Raw genomic sequence first — 23,653 nt, 5'->3', positions numbered from 1 at the left:
GGGCGTCGTAGCGAACGGAGTGGACACGGTCGCTGATACTGTTGAAAGACCCCCGTGACTGCAAGCCTTTCGCCATCACACTGGACACAGTTTACATGGACAGTTATGGTATCGGTATTAACATAATCCTTGTTATCGCACTAATATGCGATGGGTTGGACGAGCAACTCTGTCGATCAGACAAAGTGATTTTCCCGCCTTTCTTCCGTCATGGAGCCGATCTAGAAATTCGAGCGGGGGAGTATGAGAGGAGAATGGAAATGGATGCCAAGACGACAGATCCCCTGAGCTGTCCGATGAAGGAACCGGGCGCGCTGCGTACCCTGCTCGGACGCACCAATCGGGACTGGTGGCCCAACCAGCTGTCCCTCGACATCCTTCAGCAGAACGGCCTTTCGGGCAATCCGCTCGACAAGGATTTCGATTATGCCACCGCCTTCAAGTCGCTCGACCTGGAAGCCGTCAAGGCGGACCTGCGCGCATTGATGACCGACAGCCAGCCTTGGTGGCCGGCCGACTATGGCCATTACGGCCCCTTCTTCATCCGCATGGCCTGGCATTCGGCGGGCACCTACCGCACGGGCGACGGGCGCGGCGGCGCATCGTCCGGATCGCAGCGCTTCGCGCCGCTCAACAGCTGGCCGGACAATGCCAATCTCGACAAGGCCCGCCGACTTTTATGGCCGATAAAGCAGAAATATGGCCAGAAGCTGAGCTGGGCCGACCTCATGATCCTGACCGGCAATGTCGCGATCGAATCGATGGGCGGGCCGGTGTTCGGCTTCGGCGGCGGCCGCGAGGACGTGTTCGAGCCCGAAAAGGACATTTATTGGGGCACGGAGGAACAGTGGGTCGGTCAGGAAGGCAATCTGACCCGCATTGACGAGGAGGAAGGGCGCGCGCTTGAAAGCCCCCTCGCCGCGATCCAGATGGGCCTCATCTACGTCAATCCCGAAGGTCCGGGCGGCAAGCCCGACGCGCTGCAATCCGCGCGCGACATCCGCGAAACCTTCGCGCGGATGGGCATGAATGACGACGAGACCGTCGCGTTGACCGCCGGCGGCCATACGTTCGGCAAGGCGCATGGCGCCGGCGATGCCTCCAAGGTGGGCGCGGAGCCTGAGGGCGCGGACATCGCGCAACAGGGGCTTGGCTGGCAGAGCGGGCATGAAAGCGGCTTTGGCGACCATACGATCACCAGCGGCATCGAGGGCGCCTGGACGCCGACGCCCATCAGCTGGGACATGAGCTATTTCGACATGCTCCTTGACCATGAGTATGAACTGGTGCGTAGCCCGGCCGGAGCCAAACAATGGCAGCCGGTCGGCAATCCGGAAGAGACGCTGGCCCCCAAGGCGCACACGCCCGGCGTCAAGGTGCCGACGATGATGACCACCGCCGACATGGCGATGAAGGTCGATCCAAAATATCGCGAGATCATGGAGAAGTTCCGCGCCGATCCCGCTTATTTCGCCGACGCCTTCGCCCGCGCCTGGTTCAAGCTGTGCCATCGCGACATGGGACCAAAGGCGCGTTACCTGGGCGCGGACGTGCCGGCCGAGGATCTGATCTGGCAGGATCCGCTGCCGCAGGCGGTCCACCCTGGCCTCAGCGAAGCGGACGCGGCCGCGCTCAAGGACCGGATCGCGGCGTCGAGCCTGTCCGTGCAGGATCTCGTCAAGACCGCTTGGGCGAGCGCCGTCACCTACCGGATATCTGACCATCGCGGCGGCGCCAACGGTGCGCGCATCCGCCTTGCGCCGCAGAAGGACTGGGACGTCAACGAACCGGCCGAACTGGCGCGGGTGCTGTCCGTCTATGAAGGCATTGCGAAGGATGCGGGCAACGTCTCCATCGCCGATCTCATCGTGTTGGGCGGCAGCGTCGGTATCGAGGCTGCGGCAAAGGCAGCGGGCCACAGCCTGACCGTTCCCTTCACCGGCGGCCGGGTCGACGCGACCGACGCGCAGACAGACGCCGACAACTTCGACGTGCTTGAGCCCAAGGCCGACGGTTTTCGCAACTATCTGCAGGTGCGCTTCAACGTGCCGACGGAGGAACTGCTGGTCGATCGGGCGCAGCTGCTCGGCTTGTCGGCGCCGCAAATGACGGTGCTGGTGGGCGGCCTGCGCGTGCTGGGCGCCAATCATGGCGGGTCGAAGCACGGCGTCCTGACGGATCGGGTCGGGCAGTTGAGCAACGACTTTTTCGTCAACCTGCTCGACATGAATACGGCCTGGAAGCAGGTGGATGACGAGGGCGATGAGACGTTCGTCGGCACCGATCGCGCCAGCGGCCAGCAAAAATGGACCGCGACCCGCACCGATCTCGCCTTTGGCGCAAACTCCCAGTTGCGGGCGCTGTCGGAAGTCTATGCCTCGGCCGATGCCGGCGAGAAGTTCGTCAAGGATTTCGTCGCCGCTTGGGTCAAGGTCATGAACGCGGACCGGTTCGATCTGGCGGCCTGACAGAGCTGAAGGCTAATCGCACAGCCCGCAGCGGTCAGCCGCTGCGGGCTGTTCTATTTTATCGAATAGTTCGGGTGAATTTATATCGATACTATCCTGTCACGTCTTTGGACTACAAAGGCTGCACGCCGGACGATCCGGTGCCGACCTCTTGAACAAAGGACAGTGCCATGACGAATTTCGTGACCACGAGCGACGGCGTCGACATTTTTTACAAGGACTGGGGCAGCAAGGATGCCCAGCCGATCATGTTCCACCATGGCTGGCCCCTGTCGTCCGACGACTGGGACGCGCAGATGCTATTCTTCCTTTCGCAGGGCTATCGCGTCATCGCCCATGACCGCCGCGGCCATGGCCGTTCGGCCCAGGTCGATTTCGGCCACGACATGGACCATTATGCCGCCGACGCCGCGGCGGTGGCCGCGCATCTCGACCTGCGCAACGCCATCCATATCGGCCATTCCACCGGTGGCGGCGAAGTGGCGGCCTATGTCGCCCGCCATGGCATCCCGCAGGGCCGGGTCGCGAAGGCGGTGCTGGTGAGCGCTGTCCCGCCGATCATGGTCAAGACCGATCGCTATCCCGGCGGCCTGCCGATGGACGTGTTCGATGGCCTGCGCGCGGGCCTCGCCGCCAATCGCGCACAATTCTTCCGCGATGTCGCCAGCGGCCCCTTCTACGGCTTCAATCGGGAGGGCGCGGACGTGCAGCAGGGCGTGATCGACAATTGGTGGCGGCAGGGCATGATGGGCAGCACACTTGCTCATTATCAGGGTATCAAGGCCTTTTCCCAGACCGACCAGACCGACGATCTGAAGGCTATCACGGTGCCCACGCTGGTCCTGCACGGCGACGACGATCAGATCGTGCCCTACAAGAATGGGGGCCTGTTGCAGGCGGACCTGCTGCCGAACGCGACGCTCAAAATCTATGAAGGCTATCCGCACGGGATGCTGACGGTGAATGCCGATGTGCTGAACGCCGACCTACTGGCCTTCATCAAGGGCTGATTTTCCGGGGAGCGGGTCCATCGATCCGCTCCCCTTTTCCAAAGGCCCGCCACGATGGACAAGAGCGCCTCTCCCCTGCCCTGGCTCCTGCTGCTGCTCTCCGTCACCACAGGCTTGGTCGATGCGATCAGCGTCCTTGGCCTGGGCAAGGTGTTCACCGCCAACATGACGGGCAACATTGTGTTCCTGGGCTTTGCAGCGGTCGGCACGCCCGGTTTCCACGCCCCCTCCTACCTCGTCGCAATCGCCGCTTTCCTGGTCGGTGCGCTGGTCGGCGGACGGATCAGCATCCATCATGCCGGGCTGCCCCTCCGCCGCTGGCTCACGGTCGCCGCGCTGGTGGAAGCCGCGCTCCTGTGGGCAGCGGCGGCCGCAGCGGTTCGCTTCGACATCGCGTCCCAGTCCCCTGCCCCGGCGCTCTATGCCGTCATTGCGCTGACCGGGCTTGCGATGGGATTCCGCAACGCAACGATCCGCGCGCTCAAGGTGCCGGACCTGACGACCACGGTGCTGACGCTGACCCTGACCGGGTTGGCGGCGGATTCGACGCTGGCGGGTGGCGGCAACCCCAACTGGATGCGCCGGATCGCCAGCGTTGCCGCGATCTTCGCCGGTGCCGCCCTCGGCGCCGCGCTGGTCATGGCGACCGGGCTTGCCGTGCCGCTGTTCCTCGCCGGGATTCTGGTCCTGCTGGGCACGGCTGCCTGCGCGCTCCACCCCCAAGCGAAGTCTCCGGCCTAGATATCGCCCATCCCGTCCAGTTCTCGGTCATCGCGGCCCAGCGCCGTAAACTGGTCGATCAGCCAGCTTGCCGCAGGCCCCGGCGGGGTGTCGCGCCGCCAGATGCCCGAAAAGCGATAGGTGCCACCGGGCTGATCGGGCATAGCGAGCCGCACCAGCGTCCCCGCCACCAGATCGGGCTCGATCATCGGCAGCGGCATATTGCCCCATCCCACCCCTTCCCGCAGCAGCGAATGTTTCGCGCCCAGATCGGCGAGGCGCCAGGTCTTGGGGCTGCTGACGGCAAAGTCGCGGCCCTCCGTGAAGCGTGACCGGTCCGACAGCACAAGCTGGATATGGTCCCGCCCCGCACCTGGCGGGATCGCGCCCATACGGCCGAGCGGATGGTCGGGGGCGGCGACCGGCACCATCGGCACCGATCCGGTCGCCACGCACTCGATCCCCTCCACCCCGGCCGACAAAGGGCCTGATATGCCGATCACCGCCTTGCGGTCCAGCACCATGGCGGTGATCGCGCCCAGCGCCTCCATATGCAATCGCAATTGCACCGTCGGGAAGGCCCCGGCAAAGGCGCGCAACACCTTGCCCAGGCGTTCGGCCGGCAGCATCACGTCCACCGCCAGATCGACCTCCGCTTCCAGCCCGTCGAGCAGCCCCTTCACCTTCGCTCGCAGCCCATCGATGCCATGGGATATGCTGCGCGCCTCCGCCAGCAGCGCACGGCCCGCCACGGTCAGCGTGGGCTTGCGCGTCCCCTCCCGGTCGAACAGCGACAGGCCCAGTTGCGCCTCCAGATTGCCGATGCCGTAGCTGATGACGGACACGGCCCGATTGAGCTTCCGCGCGGCGGCCGCGAAACTGCCGGTGTCGACAATGGTCAGGAAGATCCGCAACTGGTCGAATGTCGGTGTGCCCGGGTTGTTCACTTTTCCATTTCCTCGAACATGATCATGGAATTTATCCCTCTGATCGCAAAAGCGCGCAAGAGATAAAGCATTCTCCAACGACCGGGGCATTCCGCCCTCGCTGTAGGAGACATAGCATGATCGACCTTCGCCCCTTCGACGGACTTGGCGGCGCAAACCATGGCTGGCTCGACGCCAAGCATCATTTTTCCTTCGCCGGCTATCATGACCCGGCGCGGATGCACTGGGGCAATCTGCGCGTCTGGAACGACGACACGATCGCACCCAACACCGGCTTTCCGCCGCACCCGCATCGCGACATGGAAATCATCACCTATGTCCGCGAAGGCGCAATCACGCATGAGGACAGCCTGGGCAACAAGGGCCGCACCGAAGCGGGCGACGTTCAGGTGATGAGCGCAGGCACCGGCATCCGCCACTCGGAATATAATCTGGAGGATGTGACGACAAAGATCTTCCAGATCTGGATCGTGCCCACCCGTGACGGCGAAGCGCCGAGCTGGGGCGCCCGCCCCTTCCCCAAGGGCGAACGCGCGGGGCATTTCGTGACGCTGGCGTCGGGCTATGCCAATGACGACGACGCGTTGCCCATCCGCACCGATGCAAAGGTGGTGGCGGCGACGCTGAAGGCAGGCGAAAGCGCCGACTATCCCATCGGGCGCGACCGCAAGGCCTATCTGGTGCCGGCGACGGGCGCGATCCGGATCGACGATGTGCAGGTGAACGCGCGCGATGGCGCGGCGATCAGCGACATGGACGTGATCCATGTCACCGCGATCGAGGATAGCGAGATCGTGATGGTCGACGCAGCCTGACAAGGAACGGCGCGGCGGTTCCCAACGGAGCCGCCGCCCTACTGCTCAGACCAGTTCGACCGCCATGGCGGTCGCCTCGCCCCCACCGATGCACAGGCTCGCGACACCGCGCTTGAGGCCGCGCCTTTCGAGGGCCGCGATCAAGGTCGCCAATATGCGCGCGCCCGACGCCCCGATGGGATGGCCAAGCGCGGTCGCGCCGCCATTGACATTGAGCTTCTCGTCCGGGATGCCCAGCTCCCGTGCCGCGATCATCGCGACCACGGCAAAGGCTTCGTTGACCTCGAACAGGTCAACGTCGCCGACTGACCATCCCGCCTTTTCCAGCAGCTTGCGCATCGCCGGCACCGGCGCCGTGGTGAACCTGGACGGCTCATGCGCGTGAGCGGCCGACGCGACCACGCGCGCCACCGGTTTCAGCCCCAGCCGTTCCGCGACGCTCGCCCGCGTCATCACCAGCGCGGCCGCGCCGTCGGAAATGGAGGAGGCATTGGCCGCCGTGATCGTCCCGTCCTTGGCGAAGGCGGGCCTGAGCGAGGGAATCTTGTCAGGCTTGGCCTTCCCCGGCTGTTCGTCGGCATCGATCACTGTTTCGCCACCCCTACCCTTCACCGTGACGGGCGTGATCTCCCGCGCGAAAGCGCCGCTGCCGATCGCGGCATTGGCACGTTCGAGCGAGCGGATGGCATAGGCGTCCTGCTCCTCCCGCGTGAACTGATAGTCGCGCACCGCTTCTTCGGCGAACACGCCCATCGCCTTGCCCGGCTCATAGGCGTCTTCCAACCCATCCATCATCATCGTGTCGATGATGCGATCATGGCCGATGCGCGCGCCAGAGCGATGCTTGGGCAGCGCATAGGGGGCGTTGGTCATGCTTTCCATGCCGCCGGCGATCACGACGTCGACAGCGCCACTGGCGAGCGCCTCCTGCGCCATGATCGCCGCCTGCATGCCTGATCCGCACATCTTGTTGACCGTCGTCGCTTCCGTATTGAGGCCAAGCCCCGCACCGATCGCCGCCTGGCGGGCCGGGGCCTGGCCCAGGCCTGCCGGCAACACGCAACCCATGTAGATGCGGTCCACGGCATCCGCGGCGATTCCCGCCCGCTCGACCGCGGCTTTCACGGCGGCCGCGCCAAGGTCCGTCGCCTTCAGCGCCGACAGGGCGCCCTGGAACCCGCCCATCGGCGTGCGGGCATAATCGATGATGACGATCGGATCGTCCTGCATAGGATCTACTCTCCCTCGTGCGGCCCAGCCGCTGATGCCCTTCACATAGGCATGGCATCGTCGCACCGATAGGGGCCCGCCCCGCCTAACATCTTCGCGCGTGCGGGAAAATATGTGCGGTCCATGCAACCTCGATCATTATCATGCTTTCTTGCCGTGGATGACGCCGGCGGGGGCGGCGCGCGCTGCAAGAAGGAAGCCGTGCATGAAGATTGCCCAGATCGCCCCGCTCGCCGAAAGCGTACCGCCCAAATTCTACGGCGGCACGGAACGGATCGTGTCCTACCTGACTGAGGAACTGGTGGCGCAGGGGCACGATGTCACCCTGTTCGCCAGCGGCGATTCCCGGACGGCGGCCAAGCTGGTGCCCATCACCACCACCGCGCTGCGCCTCAACCCGCATGTGCAGGATGCGGTGCCGCACCATATGATCCTGCTGGATGAAGTCCGCCGCCGCGCCGACGATTTCGATTTCCTGCATTTTCACATCGACGTCATTCACATGCCCATGGTGCAGGGCATGCTCGACCGGTCGCTGACGACGCTGCACGGCCGGCTCGACCTACCCGATCTGGTCCCCTTCTATCGCGCTTTCCCGGATCATTGCCTGGTGTCGATTTCCGATCACCAGCGCCTGCCGATGCCGCCGGTCAACTGGGGCCGCACCATCTATCACGGCCTGCCCGCCGACTTGCTGCCCGCCAATATCGGCGGCGACAAGGATTATCTGGCCTTCCTTGGCCGCATCTCGCCGGAAAAACGCCCCGACCGCGCCATCCGCATCGCGATGGCGGCGGGCATGAAGCTCAAGATCGCGGCGAAGATCGACAATGTCGATCGCGCTTATTGGGACCGGGAGATCGCGCCGCTGGTCGAAGGCAATCCGCTGGTAGAATTCGTCGGCGAAATCAACGAACAGCAGAAGGCCGAATTCCTCGGCAACGCTGCTGCCCTGCTCTTCCCGATCGACTGGCCCGAACCCTTCGGCCTCGTCATGATCGAGGCGATGTCCTGCGCGACGCCCGTCGTCGCCTTCCGCTGCGGATCGGTGCCCGAAATCATCGATCATGGCCTATCGGGCATCATCGTCGATCGGGAGGAGGAGGCGGTGGATGCGGTGCATCAGGCTGTCGCTCTTGACCGCGCCCGCGTGCGCGCCGCCTTTGATGCACGCTTCACGGCGGAACGGATGGCGCGTGATTATGTGGCGCTCTATCAGGACATCATTGCCGCCAGCGCCGCGACTCCTAGCCTCGCTAGGCACCGCGCCGCCACGCCCGGACTGCTTATTGCCTGATGGAGGTCTCCCCATGACCCTTGCCGAAATCGGTCAGCCCTCATCTGGCGCGTTCGGACCGGGGTTGGATCCGGGCCAGCAGTTGTCGCAGGGACAGACGCAGTTCTTCATCCCCGCAACGGCATCGCTCGCCGAACGTCGGCCGCGCACGCTCAAGCATGATGACAGTTTCGCCGTGTTCGACCATAGCGGCGACGCCATCGCAGGGCCGGGCAGTCCCGAGGGGCTCTATCATCGCGACACCCGCCATCTTTCGCATTTCTACCTGACGCTGGCGGGCCTGCGCCCGATCCTGCTCAGCTCCGCGCTGCGCGACGACAATTTGATGCTCACATGCGACCTCACCAACCCGGATTTTCCGGGGGCCGATGGGCGCAGGGCGGTCGAGCATGATCTTATCCACGTCCGCCGCACCCGCTTTCTGTGGCAGGGCGCGGTCTATGAACGGCTGACCCTGCGCAATTTCGACACGGAGACGCAAAACGTCCAGCTCGACCTGCATTTCGCCGCCGATTTTGCCGATCTGTTCGAAATTCGCGGCATGACCCGGCTGCGGCGGGGCGAGATGCAGGCGCCGGTGGTCGGCGCGGCGGATGTGCTGCTCGGCTATACGGGGCGGGACGACCGCGACCGCTTCACCCATATCCAATTCGAACCGGCCCCCGACTTGCTGAGCGAAAATCACGCGCAATTCCGCGTGACCGTAGCGCCCGGCAAGCGCTGCACAATCTTCCTTCGGGTCGCCTGCGCTCCCGTCGAAACGCGTGCGGAAAGCCTCTCCGTCCAGCTGCTGCGGGCGCTGCGAGAAGCGATGCAGGCGTCGCGGCAGGCGCGGGCGCGTTCGGCGCGCATCCGCTCGTCCAACGACCTCTTCAACGAAGTGTCATCCCGCTCCTTCGCCGACATCGCCATGCTGTCGACCGACACGGCGCACGGCCCCTACCCCTATGCAGGCATTCCCTGGTTCAGCACGGTGTTCGGCCGCGACGCGCTCATCACCGCGTGGGAGATGCTGTGGATCGATCCCGCGCTGGCGCGCGGCGTTCTCGGCTATCTCGCCGCCCATCAGGCGACCGGATTCGACGCCGCCGCCGATGCCGAACCCGGCAAGATCCTGCACGAAGTGCGGCATGGCGAGATGGCGGAACTTGGCGAAGTTCCCTTCCGCCATTATTATGGCAGCATCGATTCCACGCCCTTGTTCGTGATGCTGGCCGGTGCCTATTGGGAGCGGACGGGAGACACCGATTTCATCCGCAGCATCGCGCCGCAGATCGAAGCCGCGCTCAGCTGGATCGACGATCATGGCGACCGGGACGGCGACGGTTTCGTCGAATATGGCCGCATGACCGACCAGGGCCTGCAAAATCAGGGCTGGAAGGACAGTCACGATTCCATCTTCCATGCGGACGGCAGCATCGCGCGCGGCCCGATCGCGCTGGCCGAGGTGCAGGCCTATGTCTATGGTGCCTGGGAAGCCGCCAGCCGCATGCACGACGCAATGGGCGATGCGGCGCGCGCCACCCTCTATCGCGACCGGGCGGCGGGAATGCGGGAGCGGTTCGACGCCGCCTTCTTCGATCCCCAGCTCGGCACCTATGTGCTGGCACTGGATGGCGAAAAACGGCCGTGCTGCGTCCGCTCCTCCAATGCCGGGCATGTCCTGCTCACCGGCCTCGCCTTCGAGCATCGTGCCGAATCGGTGGTGCGGACGCTCATGGCGCCCGCCTCGTTCTCGGGCTGGGGCATCCGGACCATTGCATCCACCGAGGCGCGCTACAACCCCATGAGCTATCATAACGGCTCGATCTGGCCGCACGACAATGCGTTGATCGCCGCCGGCTTCGCGCGCTACGGCTTCCGCCGCGAAGCCTCCCAGATATTCGAAGGGATGTTCGCGGCCGCCACCTATGTCGATCTCATGCGCCTGCCCGAACTGTTCTGCGGCTTCCCCCGTCGCCGCTCGCAGGGACCGACCTTCTATCCCGTGGCCTGCAGCCCGCAGGCCTGGTCGGCGGCGACGCCGCTCTCGCTGCTGCAGTCCTGCCTCGGCATTCGCTTCGATATCGGCGCAGGCACCATCGCGCTCTGCAACCCGATTCTGCCATCCTTCCTGCAAGGCCTCCACATCGGCCGCCTGAGACTCGGCGAGGGATCGGTCGAACTTGGTCTGGACCGGATCGGCGACACTGTCGTGGTCCGCCCGATCAGTCGCCAAGGCGACGTGCGGATCATCAGCATGGCCTGATTCTGTCCTACAGATTCCCTTGCCGCTACCATGATGAAAGCGTTTCGATGATTTCCGACATGCGACATTTTATGTCAATTTCGGCGGGAAATGTGCGAAGTTAAGGGAAAAGAGGCGCTCCCCAACGCTGCCCTACAAAAGAGTGACTTGCTCCTTCTTCAATACTCATACATTTATCCTCACATCCGCCTTTAGCCGAAGAGGCGCCTCGGGCGTTGAGGGGAGGATGACCGATGATGGGAATGGACCGCCGCAACGCGATGATCGCCTTGGGGGTCGCCGCGCTGCCGCACCTCGCAGGAGCGCAGACAATGGCAGGTGACGAGATCATCGACCTTTGGCCCGGACCGCCGCCCGGAAAGACGGACGCCAAGATCGTCCGCTCGATCGAGCCGCGCAATGACGACCCCGCTCATCCCGACCGCTGGGTTCGCGGCATCGATCGCCCGGTGATGGTGGTGCGCCGCCCCGCGCGGCCCAACGGCGCGGCGATGCTCGTCATGCCGGGCGGCGGCTATGAATTCCTGTCCTACGACAATGAAGGGACCAGCCAGGCCGCCTGGCTCAATGCACGCGGCATCACCGCCTTCATCCTGCTCTACCGCCTGCCGGCAGAAGGCTGGATCCGGCGGGAAGACGTCCCGTTGCAGGACGCGCAGCGCGCCGTTCGCCTGATCCGCGCGCGAGCGAAGACACTTGGGGTCGATCCCGAAAGAGTGGGCGCGCTGGGCTTCTCGGCAGGGGGTCATCTGGCAGGGTCGCTCGCCACCCGCCATAGCGAACAGGTCTATGGTCCCGTGGATGATGCCGACCGGCTTTCCGCGCGCCCCGACGTCGTGGGCTTAGGCTATCCGGTCGTCAGTCTGGACGCGCCCTTCACCCATGCCGGATCACGCGACAATCTCCTGGGCGCCGGTGCCAGCGAAACCTTGCGCCGCACCCACTCCGTGGACAGGCGCGTCGATACCGCGACCCCGCCCCTCTTCATCTTCCACGCGGCGGACGACATGCTTGTCCCGCCGGCCAATGCCATTGCCCTCTTCTCCGCGATGGAAGCGGCGCAGCGGCCGGTCGCGCTGCACATGTTCGAGGATGGCGGTCACGGCTTCGGCGTCAAGCTTCCGAAGTCCAAGCAAGGAGCCGTCTGGCCGGATCTTTTCGCGTCGTTCGCGGCCGGTCACGGCGTGCTCGCGGCATGATCTACGACTTTAGGCGCACTGGCGCATGCCGCTTCAGCCGGCAAGATCGGGCGGGTGCGTCAGGCAGGGGGAGTGAAGCAATGACGAGATTGACGATAACGGCCGCGGCGATCGCCTGCCTTGCAGGCGCAAGCCCCGCGCTGGCGGAACCCATGGCCCTGCTGGACCGGAATGGAAGCCGCGTCGCCATCGAACCCTATGCGCCCAATATCGTGCGCGTCACCATCGCTCTGGACAAGGCGCTGGCCGAAGCACCCCCGGGCGACGGGCCGATCGCGAAGGCGGATGCCGCTGGCTGGACGCACCGCACCGACGCGAGCGGCGACATCTTCACCTCCTCGGCGCTGACGCTGACCGTCGATGCGAAACCCTGGCCCAAGGCGCCCACGCAGATGGACCGCTATTTCGCGCCCTCCCTGCCGCCCGTCAGCCTGTCGATCAGCGATGCGGGTGGCGCGCTGCTGACGAAGATGACCGGCTGGGAGATGGCGCCCGTCACGGTGAACGGGGAAAAGACGTTCAAGGTCGGCGCGACCTTCGACTCCCCTGCCGACGAACATTATTATGGCCTCGGTCAGAACCAGGAGGGCGTGCTCGACCTGCGCGGCCGCCAGATAGACTGCCAGCATCATTATGACGCGCCGGCGGGCGAAACGGTCTGTGTCCCCTTCATGGTCACCAACAAGGGCTATGGCATCGTCTGGGACAATCCGGCCCGAACGCTGGTATGGCCTGGCCTTCACTCCGCGACCCGCTGGCAAAGCCAGGTCGGAGAGCGCGTGTCCTTTTTCGTCATCACCGGCAAGACGACCGACGATCTCTATGCCGGCTATGCCCGGCTGACCGGCGCGACGCCGCTGCCGCCCAAGGCCGGGTTCGGCCTCATCCAGAGCAAGGCGCGCTACGAAAGCCAGCAGGAACTGCTCGACATCGCCAAGGGCTATCGCCAGCGGAACCTGCCGCTCGACGTGATGGTGCTCGACTGGTTCTACTGGACCCGCATGGGACAGATCGACATCGATCGCACCTATTTCCCCGATCCCAAGGGCATGAACGATACGCTGAAGGCGATGGGCATGCGCTCGATCATCAGCGTCTGGCCGCGCTTCGAGCGGGAATCCCGCTATTTCGACATGCTGGCGACGAAGGGCTGGCTGCTGCACGACAAGGATGGCAATCCGATCGACGGCCTGCCGATGCGCTACGACCGCGCCGGCGCGTTGATCGACAGCACCAATCCGGACGCGCGGCAATGGTTCTGGAGCACGGTGCGCGACAATATCCTTAGCCAGGGCTTCGACTGGCTGTGGCTGGACGAGACCGAGCCGGACCTGATCCCCGACGGCTACTGGTATGCACGGGGCTCGGGCGACCGCTATCATAACCTCTATCCGCTGGTTCACACATCTGGCGTTGCTGAAGGATCGGAGCGGGATCGGCCGACCTTCCGCAACATGATCCTCGCCCGTGCGGCTTATCTGGGCTCGCAGCGCACAGGCGGCCTGTTCTGGTCGTCCGACGTCCACGCCACATGGGATGCCTTGCGCCGGCAAGTGCCGACCGGACTCAACTTCACCGCCACCGGCCTTGCCTATTGGGGCAGCGACATTGGCGGGTGGCAATGGCCCAATGGGCCAAAGGCGCAGCGGCCAGTGCTGGTTGATCCGGCAGGTGCGACCGCCATGGGCGCGGACTATGCCGACTATCCGGAACTTTTCGTCCGCTGGTTCCAATATAGCGTGTTCACGCCGACGCTACGCATCCACGGGCAGCGACCCGGCACGGCGCTCTGGGACTATGGCAAGGCAGCCGAGCCGATCCTGGCTGAATGGCTGCGGCTGCGCTACGCGCTCATCCCCTATATCTATGCGCTTGGCCGCCACACCTATGAAAGCGGCGCGCCGTTCATGCGGGCGTTGTTCATGGACTTTCCCAACGATCCGAAGGTCGCGGCGATAGGCGATCAATATATGTTCGGGCCCGCCTTCCTCGTCGCTCCCGTCACGGAGCAGGGCCAGACGAAGCGATCCGTCTATCTGCCTGCCGGAACGGCCTGGTATGATTATTGGACGAACCAGCGGTTCGAGGGCGGACAGACGGTCGAGGTCGATGCGCCGATCCAGCGCATGCCGCTGTTCGTGAGGGCAGGATCGATCGTGCCGATCGGCGCGGCGGTGAAGAGCATGGCGGAAAAGCAGCCGATCGAGAGCATCCGCGTCTATCCAGGGGCGGATTCGCGCTTCACCCTCTATGATGACGACGGCACGACCAACGCCTATCGCAAGGGCGGCATGAAGGCGGAACTGGTCTGGGACGACCGCGCCAAAACGCTGACGAGCAAGACGAAATTGCCGACCGGACAGGCCGTGACAGGCCTTGTGCGGATCATGGGCCAGTAAGGGAGCAGGATAGCATGACCGGTATCAACCGCCGCGAACTGGGACTGGGGCTGGGTGCCGCTGCGTTGGGCACGACCCTTCCCGCCACGGCCGGCGCGCAGACGGCCGCGGCTGCCTCTGCCGCGGGCAACCTGTCCTTCCCGCCCGACTTTCTATGGGGGTGCGCCACCGCTTCCTATCAGATCGAAGGCGCCGCAAAGGAGGACGGGCGCGGGCCCACGGTCTGGGACATCTTCTCGCACACGCCGGGCAAGGTCGCCAATGGCGACACCGGCGATGTCGCCTGCGACAGCTATCACCGCTATCCCGAAGACATCGCCTTGCTGAAGGCGCTGGGGGTCAAGGCCTATCGCTTCTCCATCGCCTGGTCGCGCATCTTCCCTGAAGGGCGTGGCAAGCCCAATCAGAAGGGCGTGGACTATTATAACCGGCTGGTCGACGCCCTGCTCGCGGCCGGGATCACGCCGCACGTCACCCTCTTCCACTGGGATTTGCCTGCCGCTTTGCCCGGCGGGTGGCAGAACCGCGATACGGCCTATGCCTTCGGCGATTATGCCGCCTTCATGGCCGGGCGGCTGAGTGACCGGGTGAAGCAGTTCATGACGGTGAACGAACTGCTCTGCTTCACCGATTTGGGCTATCTGACCGGGGGCAAGGCACCGGGCCTCAAGCTGCCGCAGAAGGACGCCAATCAGGTCCGCCATCATGGCGTGCTGGCCCATGGCCTGGGCGTTCAGGCGATCCGCGCGAACGCCAAGGCGGGGACGCGTGTCGGCCTCGCGGAAAATCCGTCGATCTACGTGCCGGCGGTCGAGACGCCCGATCATATCGAAGCGGTCAAGAAGGCCACGCGCGACACCAACGCCATGTTCCTGACCGCGATCATGGAGGGGCGCTACCTCGATTCCTACCTGACCGCGCAGGGCAAGGATGCGCCCAAGGTGCAGGAAGGCGACATGAAGCTGATCGGCGCGCCCCTCGATTTCCTGTCGATCAATGTCTATACCGGCAAGATGGTGCGGGCCGATGTGTCGAAGCCCGAAGGCTACGCCATCTTGCCCATGACCGGCGAAGCGCCACGCATGCCGTCCAAATGGCTCTATGTAACGCCGGAGGTCATCTATTGGGGCCTGCGCGCCATCAGCGAATTGTGGAAGCCCAAGGCGCTCTACATTTCCGAAAATGGCTGCTCGGCGGACGACAAGGTGAGTGACGACGGCAAGGTCTATGACACCGACCGGGTCATGTATCTGCGCAACTATATGACCCATCTGCAGCGCGCCGCGCGCGAGGGGCTGCCGATCAAGGGCTATTTCGTCTGGAGCCTGATGGACAATTTCGAGTGGGAGGACGGTTATACCAAGCTGGTCGGCATCCACCATGTGGATTTCAAGACCCAGAAGCGCACGCCCAAGCTGTCGGCCGACTGGTATCGTGAACTGGTGCGGACCAACCGACTGGTCTGACCTCAGGCAAGAAAGCAGATGCTGACCGGCCGGGATATCTCGGCCGCCTGACCGCTGTTGCGCAGGCGGCCGGTGCGCCGATCGACCGCGAACACGCTGACCCGATCCGACTTCTGGTTGGTGACGAGCAACCAGCGGCCGGTGGGATCGAACTGGAAGGCCCATGGCACCGCGCCGCCGGACGCAATCCGCTGGACAGGCGACAATGCTCCGCTCCGGGGATCTAGGGCGAAAACGACAAGGCTGTTTTCCGCCCGATTGCCGGTATAGACGAAGCGGCCGTCCCGGCTCACCAATATTTCAGACGCGCTGCTGTCGCCGCGATGATCGGGGCTGTTGACCGACACCATGCTCAACAGGGCCAACCGCCCTGCCCGCGCATCCCAGCCGAGCGTCTGCACGTCGGCCGTCAGCTCGTTGATCAGGAAGAGACGGCGGCCATCGGGATGAAAGGCGAAATGGCGCGGCCCGCTGCCAGGCGGCGCGGCATAATGGCGTTCCTTCCCCCGCGCGTCCTGCAGGATCCGGTGGGTCTTGCCGTCAAAGGGATGGACATAGAGCCGGTCGGTTCCAAGGTCCGCCGCCAGAAGGAAGCGGCCCGAGGGATCGGCGGCGACGCAATGCGCATGGGGTCGCGCCTGTCGCGGATTTGGACCCGATCCGCTAGCCGCGACGATGCTGGCGGCGGGGCCGAGGCTGCCATCCTGCAATATCGGGAAGCTGGCGATCGATCCCGCGCCGTAGTTGGCCGCGAACAAGGTCATGGACCGCGCGTCAACCGACAGATGTGCCGTGCCGCCCCCGCCTGCGTCCACTTGCGACAGCGTAGTGAGCGCTCCCGTCGCGGGATCGGTGCGCAGGGCAAAGACGCTGCCATGCTGCGCGCCGTCGCCGCCGACCTCGCTCGCCACATAGAGGATGGGGCGGTGCGGGTGCCGCACGATCCAGCTTGGCCGCGCGATGGTGGCAGGGGCCGGATCAAGCGCGATCCGGCCGGAGACGGGATAGAACCAGCCCGTCGCCGGCGCATCCCCCTGCGTGCCGATATAGACGCGCACCGCGCCTTCGGCAGCGGCGCGAAGCGGGGCAAAAGGTACTGCGGAGGCACCGAGGGTCAGCGCAAGAAGAGACCGTCGCGCGATCCGCATGTCATCCAACCTATTGGACATGATCGGGGCCGATGACCTGCTGATCCTCAAGGCTATCAAGCGTCTCCGGCAGGGGAATGTCCATGCTGCTCATGCCCGCCAAGCTTAGGCAGCTACGGTATTTTGGCAATGACTATCGCGCGTCGCGCAAGGCGGAAGTGGCCGGCAGCAGAGCGATCATGCGACCGCGCCAGCGCCGACGTAGCGGTCGATCTCTTCCGCGTAGCGTCGGCTCAGCATCGCCTGGTCCGCCTTGGGCACTTCGTTCTGAAGATCGAGGAACCAGCTGCTTTCTTCCTGATACATATGATGCGTCACAGCCCCCCGAATATGTTCCAGCTTGTCCAAATAATCCTGGGACAACGGCTCAATCTTTTCGAGCAGCGCCATTTGCACCTTCGCCGCTGCCTGCTCCTCATAGCCAAGGCCGGCATGCGCCTTATGCCCTTCGTCGACGAGGGCGGGATAGAGAACGCTTTCTTCCGCATTGCTGTGGCCGGTGAGGATCACGGCCAGGCGCTTCTGTGCCAAGCGCTGGGCCTCGGCATCAGGCGCGCGCTTGACCGCCGCGAAGGCCGCTTCGATCTCGTCATGGTGGTCGAGCACCTGCGAAAGCCAGTCGCCCGGCACCGCCAAAGACCGCGCGTGGGCGCGCGCTTCCATTCGCTTCTCATCGCTCTCCGGCGGCGTGATGGCCGCGACAATCTTGTCGAAAAAGGACATCGGTCATCTCCTGCTTGGATGAAGGCGACGGCGTTGAACCGTCACCGGATGAACGAGGCAGGGACAAGTTGGATGCTGAGGAGACGCTGGTGGAGCGCCTTCCCGCTAACATGGATAATGAAGAGCGAGTTCGATCGTTACGAACGGGCGTCAGCCGATCCAAGCCGCAGGACAATGTAGCCAAGCAGACCGGACAGGAACGACCCGGCGAGGATGCCCAGCTTCGCCTCCGATTGCAGCAAGGGTGATGCCGGAAAGGCGAGCAGCGCGATGAACAGGCTCATGGTAAAGCCGATGCCGCACAGAAGCGCGATGCCGATCATCTGTACCCTGGTCGCATGGGCGGGCATGTCGGCCAGCTTCAGCCGGACGGCGAGCCATGCGAAGCCGAACACGCCGATCGGCTTGCCCAGGAGCAGGCCTGCCGCCACACCGGCCGTCACCGGCGCGGTCAGCGCGCCGGGAGGGAGGGCCAGAATCGGAACGCCTGCATTGGCGAGAGCGAATAGCGGGATGATGAGGAAATTGACCGGCTTGTGCAGGGCATGTTCCAGCCGATGAAGCGGACTGTCCGCATCACCGTCCGATCGGGCTGGCGTCCGGTCTATGGGAATGGTCATCGCCAGCAGCACGCCTGCCACCGTTGCATGGATGCCGGATCGATAGATGAACAGCCACAGGATCAGGCCAGCCAGGAGATAAAGGGTCAGCCGCCGGACGTGCATGCGGTTCATCGCCACAAGCAGCCCGAAGATCAGCCCCGCCGCCAAAAGATCGGTCGCCGAAATGTCGGCCGTGTAGAAAAGGGCGATGATGATGACCGCGCCAAGATCATCGATGATGGCCAGCGCCGCGAGGAATATGCGCAGCGACGCGGGCACGCGGCTGCCGAGCAGCGACATGACCCCCAGAGCGAAGGCGATGTCAGTCGCCGCCGGTATTGCCCAGCCGCGTGCCGTTTCGCCCATGTTGAAGACGAAGAACAACAGCGCTGGCACCGCCATGCCGCCCAGCGCGGCGAAGCCAGGCAATATCCGGCGCGGCCAGGACGAAAGCTGGCCGTCGAGCAGTTCGCGCTTGATCTCCAGCCCGACCAACAGAAAGAAGGCCGCCATCAGGGCATCGTTGATCCAGTGGAGCAACGACAAAGGCCCGAGATGCGCTTCAAGCAGCGCCTCATAGCTGGCAGCCAGGGGGGAATTGGCCAGGACCAGCGCCGCTGCGGCAACCGCCATCAAAATCAGACCGGCCGAGGATTGGCCATGGACGAACTGGCGAAAGGCGCTGGGCGACAACAGGCGCGAGAGGGCCATGCAAACTCCTTGGGCACGGATCGAGCACCGGCGGCCCGACCGGTGCGACATGCCTGCCCGCCGCCCGCGCCGGACACCCGCTCGGACTATTGCAGCGCGGTTTGGCGACCGCAACCTCCTGTCGCGCAAAAAGAGGGTGACCCAGGTTTCGTCTCTGTTGCAATTCGCCCGCCTGTGGCATCACCCCTTCTGAAAGCGTCGCTGCGGATCAGCGACATATGTGGGAGATACGGGATGAAGATGCGCGGCGCGTTCCTATTCGGCGGCATGGTCCTGCCGCTTGCCCTTCTGTCCTGTGCGACGGCATCGGCGCAAACGGCTGGCTCGGCAGAAGAAAGTGCCAAGGGATTTACGAGCAGCGCTGAAGTCAAGGCGCAGATATCCGCCATGCTTTCCGATATGAAACCCGATCAGGGCTTCATGTGGCGACCGCTCGTTCGTGACGGCGCGACGGTTGCTGCGATCGAAATATGGAAGAAACCGGGTCGACCTGCGGTCCATCCAGCGGAAACCGAATATGCCACCGTGCTGGAAGGAAGCGGCACGCTGATTTCAGGCGGCGCATTGGTCGATGCCACGACCAAAAGGCCGGGTCTGGTAGAGGGGAGCCGGATCGAGGGCGGCGCTACCCGCCTCCTGGGCCCCGGGGACGTCATCCTGATCCCCGCCCGCGTCCCGCATTGGTTCGGCGTCAATGGAGAGAGGTTGATCCTCTTGGGCACCAAGATACGCGCTGGTAAGTAGATCATTCTCACGACGAGAGATTCTCAGCATATCGGCGGATCGGTGGAAGGCTTCATCCGGCCTAACACAGCTTTATCAACAGTTCATAAGGTGCTAGTCTCCTTCTCTATGGAGGATCGATCATGATCAGCGCGGATCTCGGTAAGCAGCTTGAGAATTTCGTCACCAGCCTCGTTGAGACGGGGCGCTATAATTCCAAAAGCGAGGTTCTGCGTGAAGGTGTTCGCCTGATCCACGACCGGGAGACTCGCCTGGCTGCGCTGGATGCGTCGATAAGCCGGGGCCTTGCAGATGCGGATTCGGGGCGCACGACGCCCGCCGATCAGCTGTTCGATCGCCTAAAGGCCAAATATTGCGCCACGGGTGCAACCAACGAATGATCATCCATTTTTCGGTGGAAGCCGAATATGATCTTGAGAGGATTGGCGATTATATTGCGCGGGACAGTCCTGCGCGGGCCCTCAGCTTCCTGCAAGAATTGGAGGAAAAATGCTTGGGATTGGCCCAGATGCCGGAACGCTTCCCGCTGGTGCCGCGCTACGAGGCGGCTGGCGTCAGGCGGCGGGGTCACGGAGATTATCTGATCTTCTATCGGATCGAAGCCGAGAAACTCGTCATCCTCCACATTCTACACGGCGCCCAGGATTATAACGCGATCCTTTTCCCCTCTTGATCGCGTAGAGGCGCTACGCTCCGTGCGAGCCTCATTTTTGCAGCCCGCGGCGGACAGCGGCCGCCTCGTCGCCGCGCGAATCGTGGAGGGAGCTGGGCAGATGCGGCCTGTGGAGGCACCCGAGGTGTTGAACGACGCGACCGCCGAGTGGCTCGCCAGCTAGCCTTCGCCTGTCATGGATCAGGCCAGTGGGCGGTCGTCTTCGAGCAGTTCGGCGGTCCGCAACAGAAGAGACGTTGCGCGCCGCTCCAGTTCCGCATCCGCTCGGACCAGCGGCATCGCAATGCCGAAGGCGCCGACGACCTTACCGCCAATCGTCACCGCCCGGCCCAGGCCACGTATACCGGGCGTATATTCCTCGTGGGTCCGGGCTATTCCAGAGCGGCGGATTTCGGCAATCTCCTCCCGCAGCTCGGGCTCGGTGGAGATGGTGGTAAGGGTGAAGACTTCGCGTTGCGTCGAGATGAAATAGAGATCCAGTTGGTCATCATCCATCGCGGCCAATATCGCCTTGCCCGCCGCAACAGCATGAAGCGGGGCTGACGATCCGATTTGGACCGCGTAACGCAGGGCCTGCTGGCTGCTTTCGGTCACCAGCGCTTCAAGTTCCCAGCCGCGTTGGACGAAGAAGGAGGCGGTTTCGTCCAGCTGGACACGAAGCGTGCGAACCAGCGGCGCAACACGTTCGGCAAGGGTAAAGGCCGGCTGTGGCGCCTGCAACCGCTCCAGCCCGGGACCGGGGCGATAATAGCGCCCTTCCCGCGCGAGATAGCCGCGGTCCACCAGGGTGCCCAGCAGATAGGATAGGCTGCTTACCGGTATGCCCAGGGCGGTGGCGATATCCTGCGCAACGATCGGCGTGTTACGCGAAACGACGAGCTCGATGATGTCGAGGGTCCGGGTCGCAGACTTGACTGACGCGGATTGAGCACTGTCCTTCATGGTGCCCTTATAACCGAGGATGGGGCGAGCGGAAGCTCAGCTGAATGATCCAACCGCCCCTCGCGCACGGCGAAGCCAGCCTTCCGCAGGGAGGCGAAGCTGCCGCGGAACGATCTGACCAGAGGCGAATCCATGCCGGTGAACAGCACTGGAGCGGTGGGGACCATTTACATTCTCTCATGCAATTCACCTGTCGGACGGCATATTACCAACATAGCTCGAGGTTGGATACATATTCATGAATTCTTCATGAGCGCGAATTCATTACTTGTTACCGGAATGGTTGATGTGATACCGCACCTTTAATAGCCCGCGTATCGGGCTTTGACTGCGGCGCATAAAGCGCCGCCGGCTGCGGAGGATGTCGATGGAATTCAGCCCGCTCATCTCGGATGAAAAGGCTCCATGGCCGCGCAACGCCTGGTATGTTGCGGCGACGTCAGCGGAAATTGGCGATCGACCGCTGGGCCGGCAGATCTGCGGCGAACGGATGGTGTTCTTCCGCGCCGGCGACGGGCAGGTTTCTGCCCTTGAGGATTTTTGTCCGCATCGCGGCGCGCCTCTGTCGCTCGGCTTCGTGCGCGAAGGCAATCTTGTGTGCGGCTATCATGGCCTGGAAATGGGGTGCAACGGCCGGACTGCGGGCATGCCGGGGCAACGTGTTGGCGGCTTTCCGCCGATCAGAACCTTCCCCGTTATCGAGCGGTACGGCTTCATATGGGTGTGGCCGGGGGACGCCGACGAAGCCTACGTCGATCGCCTGCATCATTTACCATGGGCCGAGGATGACGGTTGGGCCTATGGCGGCGGGGTTTATCACATCCGCTGCGACTATCGCCTGATGATCGACAATCTCATGGACCTGACGCACGAGACCTATGTCCATGCGAGTAGCATCGGCCAGCGGGAGATCGACGAAGCGCCGGTCCAGACGCGCGTAGTGGGCGACGAGGTCGTCACGAGCCGCTTCATGCCCAACGTGATCGCTCCACCTTTCTGGCAGCTCGCATTGCGGGGGGCGGGCCTCGACGATAAGGGGCTTGTCGATCGTTGGCAAATTTGCCGCTTTTCGTTGCCGAGCCATGTCATGATAGAGGTGGGCGTTGCCTTGGCGGGCCATGGCGGATATGAGGCGGACAATGCTTTGAAGGCGTCGAGCATCGTCGTCGACTTCATAACGCCCGAAACCGAGACGTCACACTGGTATTTTTGGGGCATGGCCCGTCAGTTCTCGGTCGATGATGCGGCGCTTACCGATACGCTTTGTGAGCAACAAGGAGCGGTGTTCCGGGAAGACATGGAAATGCTGGAACTGCAGCAGGCGAACCTGTCTCGCTACCCTGACCGCCGCCTGCTCAAACTGAACATCGACGCAGGGGGCGTTCGATCCCGCATGATGATCGATCGAGCTATTGCGGAAGAATCCCTGACTCTGGATGCCGCCGCAACCTGAAGGCTGACGGCTGATGTTCGGCGGATATGGCAGCTTTTGCGCCGGCGCGATTGCGGAACACACGCGCCACAGAGCTGCACCGCCATCTACAATGGCGAGGGCGCACTCATCACCACAAGCCTTGGGAACGCCTCGTCTGACGGTGACGCCGACCCGGTATGCGCCGCGAGCAACCGGCAGGTCTGCCCGTGCCTTGCCGTCGTTGGCCGCCTGATCAAAAAGCGTGATGATCGATCCAGCTGCAACCAACGATATCCGCCGGGATTAAGGTCTGGCAGCCTACGCCAAGTACGACGACGCCGCCCCGAGGGGCGGCGTTTGTATTTGTATAGCGTTTGGTTGCGGGAGGGCGATCTAACCGAGACCGACAATCCAAGGAGAAATCTGGTTTGTCGGTATCGGTGGTTGCGGGGAAGGGATTAAACCGGGACCGATACTCGAGTTCGTCTCCAATGTCGGCAGCGGTGTTTGCGGGGAACTACAACTGCCGACGTCGCCATTCTCTAGAAGTCGCAATCTGAATAAATTGTAGAAGTCCGCTTAACCGTCCTTGTTTGTGCCTCGCAACCGGAGTGGGCCATGGCGCTACGGTGAACGGCTGGAGGATGCCGGCGCTGCTGCCTTTAAATATGCGGGGCACAGCGTTCAAAATTCGATCCGCTTTGCAACGCGACATCGATCACTACAGCGCAGCCCTTCACGATTAAGGTCCTGTACAGCGGCAAGGGGCTGGCTGTCAATCGGCGTCCAAACGGGACCCCCGATCGGCGCGCAAAAGGGACCCCCTTTCGAGTATGGCACGACGGTCGAGGAACGCTCCTTGCGCTGCGCGTGGCGTAGGGAGGGCGGAGCCCGACC

19 protein-coding genes are annotated in these 23,653 nt (G+C 63.8%); 13 read left to right on the top strand and 6 right to left on the bottom strand.

Annotation, left to right across the window (positions count from 1 at the left end; all coding sequences use genetic code 11):
* Nucleotides 1–260 precede the first annotated feature (260 nt).
* The 3 genes from katG to ACFQ24_RS06645 all read left to right on the top strand — a co-directional run bounded on the left by katG (nt 261) and on the right by ACFQ24_RS06645 (nt 4,219).
* Nucleotides 261–2,468 (top strand): catalase/peroxidase HPI, encoded by a 2,208-nt coding sequence (gene katG / locus ACFQ24_RS06655; RefSeq protein ID WP_380909898.1) that lies wholly within the window; start codon nt 261–263, stop codon nt 2,466–2,468.
* A 170-nt stretch (nt 2,469–2,638) separates the two neighbouring features.
* Nucleotides 2,639–3,478 (top strand): alpha/beta fold hydrolase, encoded by an 840-nt coding sequence (locus ACFQ24_RS06650; protein ID WP_380909896.1) that lies wholly within the window; start codon nt 2,639–2,641, stop codon nt 3,476–3,478.
* 54 nt (nt 3,479–3,532) lie between these two features.
* Nucleotides 3,533–4,219: a YoaK family protein gene (locus ACFQ24_RS06645; RefSeq protein ID WP_380909894.1), complete on the top strand. Its 687-nt coding sequence runs from the start codon at nt 3,533–3,535 to the stop codon at nt 4,217–4,219.
* On the opposite strand, the gene ACFQ24_RS06640 is transcribed toward ACFQ24_RS06645, so the two are convergent.
* Nucleotides 4,216–5,145 carry a LysR family transcriptional regulator gene (locus ACFQ24_RS06640; RefSeq protein ID WP_380909892.1) on the bottom strand — a complete coding sequence of 310 codons (930 nt, stop codon included), beginning with the start codon at nt 5,143–5,145 and terminating at the stop codon, nt 4,216–4,218. The two genes, ACFQ24_RS06645 and ACFQ24_RS06640, sit on opposite strands and share 4 nt — an antisense overlap.
* Before the next feature lie 116 nt (nt 5,146–5,261).
* Between ACFQ24_RS06640 and ACFQ24_RS06635 the strand changes: the two genes are divergently transcribed.
* Nucleotides 5,262–5,960, top strand: coding sequence for a pirin family protein (locus tag ACFQ24_RS06635; protein WP_380909890.1), 699 nt, complete (start codon nt 5,262–5,264; stop codon nt 5,958–5,960).
* Nucleotides 5,961–6,005: 45 nt separating this feature from the next.
* Here ACFQ24_RS06635 and ACFQ24_RS06630 read toward each other — a convergent pair whose 3' ends face one another.
* Nucleotides 6,006–7,190, bottom strand: coding sequence for an acetyl-CoA C-acyltransferase (locus tag ACFQ24_RS06630; protein ID WP_380909888.1), 1,185 nt, complete (start codon nt 7,188–7,190; stop codon nt 6,006–6,008).
* A 205-nt stretch (nt 7,191–7,395) separates the two neighbouring features.
* Here ACFQ24_RS06630 and ACFQ24_RS06625 point away from each other — a divergent pair, with 205 nt between their 5' ends.
* The 5 genes from ACFQ24_RS06625 (at nt 7,396) to ACFQ24_RS06605 (ending at nt 15,799) form a co-directional block, all read left to right on the top strand.
* Nucleotides 7,396–8,487: a glycosyltransferase family 4 protein gene (locus ACFQ24_RS06625; RefSeq protein WP_380909886.1), complete on the top strand. Its 1,092-nt coding sequence runs from the start codon at nt 7,396–7,398 to the stop codon at nt 8,485–8,487.
* Between the two features lie 13 nt (nt 8,488–8,500).
* Nucleotides 8,501–10,735, top strand: a complete 2,235-nt coding sequence (locus ACFQ24_RS06620) for an amylo-alpha-1,6-glucosidase (RefSeq protein WP_380909884.1) — start codon at nt 8,501–8,503, stop codon at nt 10,733–10,735.
* A 233-nt stretch (nt 10,736–10,968) separates the two neighbouring features.
* The gene (locus ACFQ24_RS06615) at nt 10,969–11,934 is read left to right on the top strand and encodes an alpha/beta hydrolase (protein WP_380909882.1); all 966 of its coding nucleotides are present in this window, start codon (nt 10,969–10,971) and stop codon (nt 11,932–11,934) included.
* A gap of 80 nt (nt 11,935–12,014) precedes the next feature.
* Entirely contained in the window at nt 12,015–14,333 is a 2,319-nt protein-coding gene (locus ACFQ24_RS06610) for a glycoside hydrolase family 31 protein (protein ID WP_380909880.1), read from the top strand.
* A 14-nt stretch (nt 14,334–14,347) separates the two neighbouring features.
* Nucleotides 14,348–15,799: a GH1 family beta-glucosidase gene (locus ACFQ24_RS06605; RefSeq protein WP_380909878.1), complete on the top strand. Its 1,452-nt coding sequence runs from the start codon at nt 14,348–14,350 to the stop codon at nt 15,797–15,799.
* Between the two features lie 2 nt (nt 15,800–15,801).
* Here the strand turns inward: ACFQ24_RS06605 and ACFQ24_RS06600 are convergent, their stop codons facing one another.
* The 3 genes from ACFQ24_RS06600 to nhaA form a co-directional block, all read right to left on the bottom strand.
* Nucleotides 15,802–16,947: a lactonase family protein gene (locus ACFQ24_RS06600; protein WP_380909876.1), complete on the bottom strand. Its 1,146-nt coding sequence runs from the start codon at nt 16,945–16,947 to the stop codon at nt 15,802–15,804.
* Nucleotides 16,948–17,124: 177 nt separating this feature from the next.
* A complete protein-coding gene (locus ACFQ24_RS06595; RefSeq protein WP_380909874.1) occupies nt 17,125–17,670 on the bottom strand; it encodes a hemerythrin domain-containing protein in 546 nt (181 codons plus the stop codon).
* A 137-nt stretch (nt 17,671–17,807) separates the two neighbouring features.
* Complete coding sequence (nhaA, locus tag ACFQ24_RS06590; protein ID WP_380909872.1) at nt 17,808–18,983, bottom strand: Na+/H+ antiporter NhaA; 1,176 nt, start codon at nt 18,981–18,983, stop codon at nt 17,808–17,810.
* 234 nt (nt 18,984–19,217) lie between these two features.
* Between nhaA and ACFQ24_RS06585 the strand changes: the two genes are divergently transcribed.
* From ACFQ24_RS06585 to ACFQ24_RS06575, 3 genes are all read left to right on the top strand, one after another.
* Complete coding sequence (locus tag ACFQ24_RS06585) at nt 19,218–19,727, top strand: cupin domain-containing protein (RefSeq protein WP_380909870.1); 510 nt, start codon at nt 19,218–19,220, stop codon at nt 19,725–19,727.
* A 122-nt stretch (nt 19,728–19,849) separates the two neighbouring features.
* Complete coding sequence (locus ACFQ24_RS06580; protein WP_380909868.1) at nt 19,850–20,107, top strand: type II toxin-antitoxin system ParD family antitoxin; 258 nt, start codon at nt 19,850–19,852, stop codon at nt 20,105–20,107.
* Entirely contained in the window at nt 20,104–20,400 is a 297-nt protein-coding gene (locus ACFQ24_RS06575; RefSeq protein ID WP_380909866.1) for a type II toxin-antitoxin system RelE/ParE family toxin, read from the top strand. The genes ACFQ24_RS06580 and ACFQ24_RS06575 overlap by 4 nt, the downstream gene beginning before the upstream one ends.
* 180 nt (nt 20,401–20,580) lie before the next feature.
* Here the strand turns inward: ACFQ24_RS06575 and ACFQ24_RS06570 are convergent, their stop codons facing one another.
* Nucleotides 20,581–21,342, bottom strand: coding sequence for an IclR family transcriptional regulator (locus tag ACFQ24_RS06570; RefSeq protein ID WP_380909864.1), 762 nt, complete (start codon nt 21,340–21,342; stop codon nt 20,581–20,583).
* Between the two features lie 367 nt (nt 21,343–21,709).
* Between ACFQ24_RS06570 and ACFQ24_RS06565 the strand changes: the two genes are divergently transcribed.
* Nucleotides 21,710–22,795, top strand: coding sequence for a Rieske 2Fe-2S domain-containing protein (locus tag ACFQ24_RS06565; protein ID WP_380909862.1), 1,086 nt, complete (start codon nt 21,710–21,712; stop codon nt 22,793–22,795).
* The last annotated feature ends 858 nt before the right edge of the window (nt 22,796–23,653 follow it).

The sequence above is a fragment of the Sphingobium olei genome, from assembly GCF_042678845.1.
Lineage (GTDB): Bacteria > Pseudomonadota > Alphaproteobacteria > Sphingomonadales > Sphingomonadaceae > Sphingobium > Sphingobium olei.
The sequence above is the reverse complement of the archived record's forward strand: the minus strand, read 5'-3'. Positions and strand labels throughout refer to the sequence as shown.